The 6,403-nt window shown below is 30.7% G+C and carries 8 protein-coding genes; all 8 read left to right on the forward strand.

Annotated elements, in window-relative coordinates; translation table 11 throughout:
- Nucleotides 1-123: 123 nt before the first annotated feature.
- Nucleotides 124-558: a hypothetical protein gene (locus tag AO58_RS0116395; protein ID WP_211516865.1), complete on the forward strand. Its 435-nt coding sequence runs from the start codon at nt 124-126 to the stop codon at nt 556-558.
- A 21-nt stretch (nt 559-579) separates the two neighbouring features.
- Complete coding sequence (locus AO58_RS17680) at nt 580-960, forward strand: NTF2 fold immunity protein (RefSeq protein WP_024982729.1); 381 nt, start codon at nt 580-582, stop codon at nt 958-960.
- Nucleotides 961-1,180: 220 nt separating this feature from the next.
- The gene (locus tag AO58_RS0116405; protein WP_024982730.1) at nt 1,181-2,179 is read left to right on the forward strand and encodes a DUF4062 domain-containing protein; all 999 of its coding nucleotides are present in this window, start codon (nt 1,181-1,183) and stop codon (nt 2,177-2,179) included.
- A 168-nt stretch (nt 2,180-2,347) separates the two neighbouring features.
- A complete protein-coding gene (locus AO58_RS0116410; RefSeq protein ID WP_024982731.1) occupies nt 2,348-2,893 on the forward strand; it encodes a hypothetical protein in 546 nt (181 codons plus the stop codon).
- A 171-nt stretch (nt 2,894-3,064) separates the two neighbouring features.
- Nucleotides 3,065-3,661: a hypothetical protein gene (locus AO58_RS0116415; protein ID WP_024982732.1), complete on the forward strand. Its 597-nt coding sequence runs from the start codon at nt 3,065-3,067 to the stop codon at nt 3,659-3,661.
- A 196-nt stretch (nt 3,662-3,857) separates the two neighbouring features.
- A complete protein-coding gene (locus tag AO58_RS0116420; RefSeq protein WP_024982733.1) occupies nt 3,858-4,388 on the forward strand; it encodes a MepB family protein in 531 nt (176 codons plus the stop codon).
- Nucleotides 4,389-4,952: 564 nt separating this feature from the next.
- Nucleotides 4,953-5,240 carry a hypothetical protein gene (locus AO58_RS0116430; RefSeq protein ID WP_139225589.1) on the forward strand — a complete coding sequence of 96 codons (288 nt, stop codon included), beginning with the start codon at nt 4,953-4,955 and terminating at the stop codon, nt 5,238-5,240.
- A 190-nt stretch (nt 5,241-5,430) separates the two neighbouring features.
- Complete coding sequence (locus AO58_RS0116435) at nt 5,431-6,156, forward strand: phytanoyl-CoA dioxygenase family protein (protein WP_081764684.1); 726 nt, start codon at nt 5,431-5,433, stop codon at nt 6,154-6,156.
- Nucleotides 6,157-6,403: the final 247 nt, after the last annotated feature.

The raw sequence follows: 6,403 nt of genomic DNA on the forward strand, positions 1-6,403 counted from the left end.
TTTGATACATTTGTTTTTAACCGAAAGATTACGCATCTTTAATCCCAGCCTGCGTGTAGCGCGGGAACGTTGGTGGCAAGCTTACCGCAAAACGAAAACTGACAATATTAAATAAAATGAACTTTGATTAGAGAATCATATTTGGAATTGGAACTTATTTGGAAAGATGATGAAATGTTTGAGTTACGAGTGACTGCTTCAAATGGACGTTATTTTGGAATTACAGAAGTTTACGAAACAAGTGAATCATTAGACCATTTTGCCGAATTACTATTTGGTTTCCCAAAAAATAATTTAACTCTATTTCACGAAATGGGCAAAAAAAATAGTTACGCCTACTTCTCAATGAAATATTATTGCATCGACAATGCGGGACATTTAGGTATTGAAATTAATCTTGAAGAAAATGTTTCGACTGAATATAGAAATGAAGAGAAAGATAAGTTGAAACTTGAAATAATTGTAGAACCGTCTGCAATTGACAATTTCCAAAAGGCACTAAAACAACTTGCTAGAAATCAAGAAGGGAAAGCAACACTTTTTGGACGAAACAATTAATAATGTAGAAAAACACAACTTATGAATTTGAAAATCACATCTATTATTTTAATTTTTATATGTCAAATTTCTTGTGGACAGACAAAAAATAGTAGGACAAAATTAGGAGTTGAATATGCAAGAAGCGAACTTAAAGAAGCGCTTTCAAATAACAGTGAAAGACAAATTTTAGTAGATAAAGTTATTACTGATAAGGAAACTGCAATTATAATTTCTGAAACAATTTTATTTAAAATTTATGGGAAGAATAACATAATAAGCCAAAGACCTTATGAAATAAATAAATTTGATGAATATTGGGTTTTAAACGGAACGCTTCCCGAAAATATGAAAGGTGGAACTTTTCTAATAATTTTAAACTCAACAAACGGGCAAATAATTAAATTGACACACGGAAAATAACGGCTAAAAATAAAGCCAGCCACCAACAGCTAGTAAGCAATAGTCGGGAATTAGGCTTAATGGAAAAATGGTTTTGTATTTGGCAAATTAGTGATAATCCGAAAATAATTGTCTTTACTTAGCCCGACCATCGCCTACTAGCAAGACGTTGGCAGTAATTATACCGCAGAATCAGAAATCTAACGCAATTTTATACCCGCGCAATCAAGAAAAAAATAAAATGAATAAAAGATATCAAGTTTTTATTAGTTCAACATATGCTGATTTAAAAGATGAAAGAGCTAAAGTTATCCAAACAATTATGGAGTTAGATTGCATTCCTGCAGGAATGGAAATTTTCCCTGCAATTGACGAAGAACAATTTGAGTTTATTAAAAAAGTAATCGATGACTGCGATTACTATATTTTAATAATTGGAGGAAGATATGGTTCCCTTTCAGAAGAAGGTATAAGTTATACAGAAATGGAGTATGATTACGCTATAACTAAAAACATAAAGGTTATTGCTTTTATTCATTCAAATCCTGATGAAATTTCTTTAGGAAAATCTGAAAAAGATTCACATTTAAGACAAAAACTACAAGACTTTAGAGATAAAGTAACAACGAATCGATTAATTAAGTTTTGGAAAAATGCAGAAGAATTGCCTGGTTTGGTTGCCTTAAATTTACCTAAAACAATTAAAACATATCCTGCAATTGGATGGATAAGAGCCAATTCTACATCAAATCCTGAAGTATATATTGAGTTAAACGAAATAAGAAAAGAAAATCAAGAACTAAAATCACAAATTAGTTTAAATGATAACAAACCTGAAATGGAAAATCTTGCAGAACTGGAAGATTTGATAACAGTTAGTGGTAAACATACATATTGGAATAACCAACGTCTTGACGAAGTTGAATCAAATTGGGAAAGAAGTGTAACTTGGGGAGAAATTTTTGCTCTAATATCTCCTTATTTACTAAAAAAACCAAATGATACAAATGTAAAAGCAAAACTATCAAAAGTTATATATGAAACAATACCCAATTTTGTAGATGCTGGAAAAAGTCAAATTAAAGACCAAAATTTTCAGACTATAAAAATACAATTTGTAGCTCTAAATCTAATTGAATTAGAAACAATAAAAACAAAAGAAGGACAAATAGATTTAGTATGGAATACAACAGAAAAAGGTAAAAATTTGATGTTAAATTTAAGAACCGTAAAAAAATAATAACTACTGCCAACACACGCTACAACGGATTTGGGCAATTGGCTTAATGGAAAGTTGGTTTTGTATTTGGGATAATTTGACAAATCCGAATAATGGGCTTAATTTAGTCCCAAACCCGCTGTAGCGCGAGAACGTTAGGCGTCACTTTGAAGAACGAAATCTAAAAGAATGATTGATATAGAAAGACGAAAAAAATTAGCTTATCATTTAAGACATTTATCAATTGGATTAATAACAAATGATGAGTTTGAAAACTACATTACTGACGACGTAACATTTGGATGGCTTCCTGAACAATATTATAGAGCAAAAGAAGCTAAATTTGACGACGCGATTATTAGACCTTTGTTAGAATTAAGTTGGTGTTTATATAGTGATTTGAAAGAATACAAATTGAAAGATAAATACAAACTTGAAGAAAAACAATTAAAGGATATTGCACGCTATATTCTATTCTTACACTCAAATAATGAATATGAATGGTCATACATTGACCCAACAAACCCACTTATAAGATTCTCATTCAAAGATATTATACTTAGCGTCATCACTTTGGGCATACATTATAAAGAAAAAAGAAAAGAAAGAGAAAAAGAATTCGCTGAAATGGAAAAAATGGGAGATTATGATTATTGGCCGTTCATAAGTAAAGAACAATACGAAGAGCAACTTAAAAACCAACCATTCTTATCTGAAAAAAAAGCGAACGCCTAACAGGCGTTTGGCAAGATTGCGAATTTTGCAGTAAATTCACGTTTACATTTCGCAAGAAATTTTATCTTTGATAGAAAATAATCGGTTCCGAAGCTCGCAACCTCGCCAAGCGCCGGAACGTTGGTGGCAAGTTTAACGCAGAGAAACTAAAATCATTTATTTAGTAAAAAAATGACAAATATTAAGAATTCATTGTTAAATATTCAATACCAATTTAGCCGACTTTTCAATATTGGACTTAACAGAAAAAAATTTGAAATAATTTTGAATAACGGCAATTTATTTGCTTTTAACACATCAAAGAATACCTTCTTTTCTTTATTTTTCACATTGATGTTATCGGGACATTTATTTACGGGATTTATTGAAAGATATATAAATAAAAAAGAAGTAACAGTCGAATTTGTATTGATTTTCTTTTGTTTTGGCCTAATTGGTTTTAGACAATTTTTATGGTTAATAAATGGCAGACAAGAAATGACAATAGAAAACAGAAACCTAACTTTGACAAAAAAAGGTACTTTTCTAACTAAACCTAAAATATATAATCTTGACTTAGTAACAAATATTCGACAAGCGATTGACGAAGATAATTTATCATTGATTGATAAAATTAAGCTTAACATCGGACTCAATCAAAAAGTACTTTTAAGACACATAATCGGGGAAATCTTATTTGACTATAATGGAAAAACAATTAAAGTATTTAACGACTTAGACAAAAACGAAAGAATAAAACTTATAAGTGAAATGTCAAAGCGGAAATAAAACCAGCCACCAACACACGCTACAACGGATTTGGGCAATTGGCTTAATGGAAAAATGGTCTTGTATTTGGAAGATTTTGCAAATCCGAAAACAGGGCTTAATTTAGTCCCAAACCCGCTGTAGCGCGAGAACGTTAGCTGTCATTGCCTTGCGACGTAGAAAAAAAGAGCGTATAAAAAAATTAATTGAACCAAAATTGACAAATTCCAGTAAAATATTTTCCGAAATACAACTTTTAAATAATTCCATATTTAAAGTTTGCGGAATAGAACTTGAAAACGTAGAAACTGAAAAAGAAAGTCAAGAATATTCTGCTCATAATTTTGAACTGAACAAACAAAAAGTGAAATTCAGAATGGCGAAAATTACACCGACCAAAACTGGGCAGTTTGTAACAATTTGGAAACGGAATGAAAACGGAATTACTGAACCGCATAATGTTGACGACGTATTTGAATTTTACTTAATTGTAACTCGTCAAGCAGAAAGATTTGGAGTTTTCATTTTCGACAAAACAGTTTTGAGCGAAAACAGAATTTTGACAAGCAAAAAAGGAGAAGGAAAACGTGGAATAAGAGTATATCCAAATTGGAGCGTAACAGAAAATAAACAAGCACAAAAAACTCAAAATTGGCAAACAAAGTATTTCGTAGAAATTGGAAACGGAATCGAAACTGACTTAAACAAGGTAAAAAAGTTGCTAAAAATAGAATTAGAAAAAAACTAACCGAAAAAAAGCAACGAACAGCTAACAGCAGTTACACAAGATGCAAGGATTTAGTGGAATTGCCGTTTCGCATTGAACTTTTTACTTAATTAGAAAATATGTAGTCACGAAGCCTTGCACCTCGTGTAGCTGCAAAACGTTAGTGGCTATTTTGGCTGAACAGAAACGAAAACAAAACAGAAAATATGCTTCCTACTGATTCCGAATTTATGACACTTTACATTTGTTACATTTTGTTACTTATTTATCTTGTTCGAGGATTAATTGTTCATAAAAAGACATTTTATAAAGTAAATCTTGCAATTTATATAATTTATTTCTCTTTTATGGTTTACATATTTTCTGATGAAGAAAATTTCAAATACGGAAATTCCTTAGCAATTTTGTTTTACGGAGGATTATTTTTATTTGTGCACTTAATAATAATTGGAATTACAAAAACTGCCGAAATATTAATTATCAAAAGAAAAAAAACATAAAAACCATTTCAAGTTTAACTTAAAATTGTAATCAAAATTAAATATTAAATTATTGAAATTGAATGATTACCAATTCAAAATAGAAATGCATAAAATTTTTGAAATAATAACTGAAATTGTAGGTTGGATTCAAATTGTATTGTCGCCTACTCTACTTGGAATTGGTTTTGGTTTTGGAATTTATCATAATTTTCCAAACGAAAACGGAATGATATTCGGATTATTTATTGCAATAGTTGGATTTTTAAGTGGAATAATTTGGGCCACAAAAAAATTTAAAACAACTGGAACAATTCATTTCCTGTCAAGAGTAAGTTCAACACCTGAATTGGATAACATCGAAAAGTCGAAAAAAAGAAAAGAGACTGAATAAAAAATAAAAACAGCCACTAACAGGCGTTTGGCAAGATTGCGAATTTTGTAGTAAATTCACGTTTACATTTCGCAAGAAATTTTATCTTTAACAGAAAATAATCGGTTCCGAAGCTCGCAACCTCGCCAAGCGCCGGAACGTTGTGCGACAGCAATGAGCGACAGAATTAGAATAGAAAATTAGTAAAAAAATGAAACATAATAACGAAATAAATTCTGAAGGTTTTGTGATTATCGAAAAAGTATATTCCGAAAATGAAATAGAAAAAATCATTTCAGAAATAGAAAAAATTACCGAAAACGAAACCCGAAATTCTACTTTTAGAAAATCAGAAGATTTATTTGCAATCCGACAATTTCTCAAAGAAATTCCAGAAACACTAAACTATATTTTCAACCAAAATTTGAGAGAAATCATAAAATCGAACTTTGGAGAAAATTATTTCATAACAAAATCAATCTATTTTGACAAGCCAGAAAAATCAAATTGGTTTGTAGCTTATCATCAAGATTTAACAATTTCGGTAGACAAAAAAATGGAAACTAAGAATTTTGAGAATTGGACAACTAAACAAAATCAATTTGCCGTTCAACCACCTAAAGAAATTTTGGAACAAAATTTCACAATAAGAATTCATATTGACAAAACGACAAAAGAAAACGGAGCATTGAAAGTTTTGAATAAATCGCATAAAAAAGGAATAATCAGAACGGAAAAAATTGAACTTGAAAATGAAATGGAAACGATATGTGAAGTTGAAAAAGGTGGAATAATGATTATGAAACCTTTGCTCTTTCACGCTTCAAATAAAACAACTAATTATGAAAGACGAAGAGTAATCCATATTGAATTTAGCAACCAAAACTTGCCGAACGAATTAGAATGGAGCGAGAGAATAAATTATAACCTGAACTAAATTGCTATGATTTTGCCGATCGCACAACAGCAGTTACACGAGATGCAAGGATTTGGTGGAATTGCAGTTTCGCATTGTACTTTTTACTTAAATAGAAAATATTTAGTCACGAAGCCTTGCACCTCGTGTAGCTGCGGAACGTTAGGGTGTATAGCTCCGTTGAAAAGACACAGCCGACATCAACCAGACGTTTTGCAACTGAAAAAATAATAATGAACTAGCTAGCGTGCCGACGCAAATCAAGCTC

Origin of the sequence: Flavobacterium succinicans LMG 10402 (assembly GCF_000611675.1) — a bacterium.
Taxonomy (GTDB): domain Bacteria; phylum Bacteroidota; class Bacteroidia; order Flavobacteriales; family Flavobacteriaceae; genus Flavobacterium; species Flavobacterium succinicans.

Coding starts and splice junctions, on each gene's coding strand:
- AO58_RS0116415 (WP_024982732.1), top strand. CDS start 3,065: ATGACAAATATTAAGAATTCATTGTTAAATATTCAATACCAATTTAGC.
- AO58_RS0116430 (WP_139225589.1), top strand. CDS start 4,953: ATGCATAAAATTTTTGAAATAATAACTGAAATTGTAGGTTGGATTCAA.
- AO58_RS0116410 (WP_024982731.1), top strand. CDS start 2,348: ATGATTGATATAGAAAGACGAAAAAAATTAGCTTATCATTTAAGACAT.
- AO58_RS17680 (WP_024982729.1), top strand. CDS start 580: ATGAATTTGAAAATCACATCTATTATTTTAATTTTTATATGTCAAATT.
- AO58_RS0116405 (WP_024982730.1), top strand. CDS start 1,181: ATGAATAAAAGATATCAAGTTTTTATTAGTTCAACATATGCTGATTTA.
- AO58_RS0116435 (WP_081764684.1), top strand. CDS start 5,431: ATGAAACATAATAACGAAATAAATTCTGAAGGTTTTGTGATTATCGAA.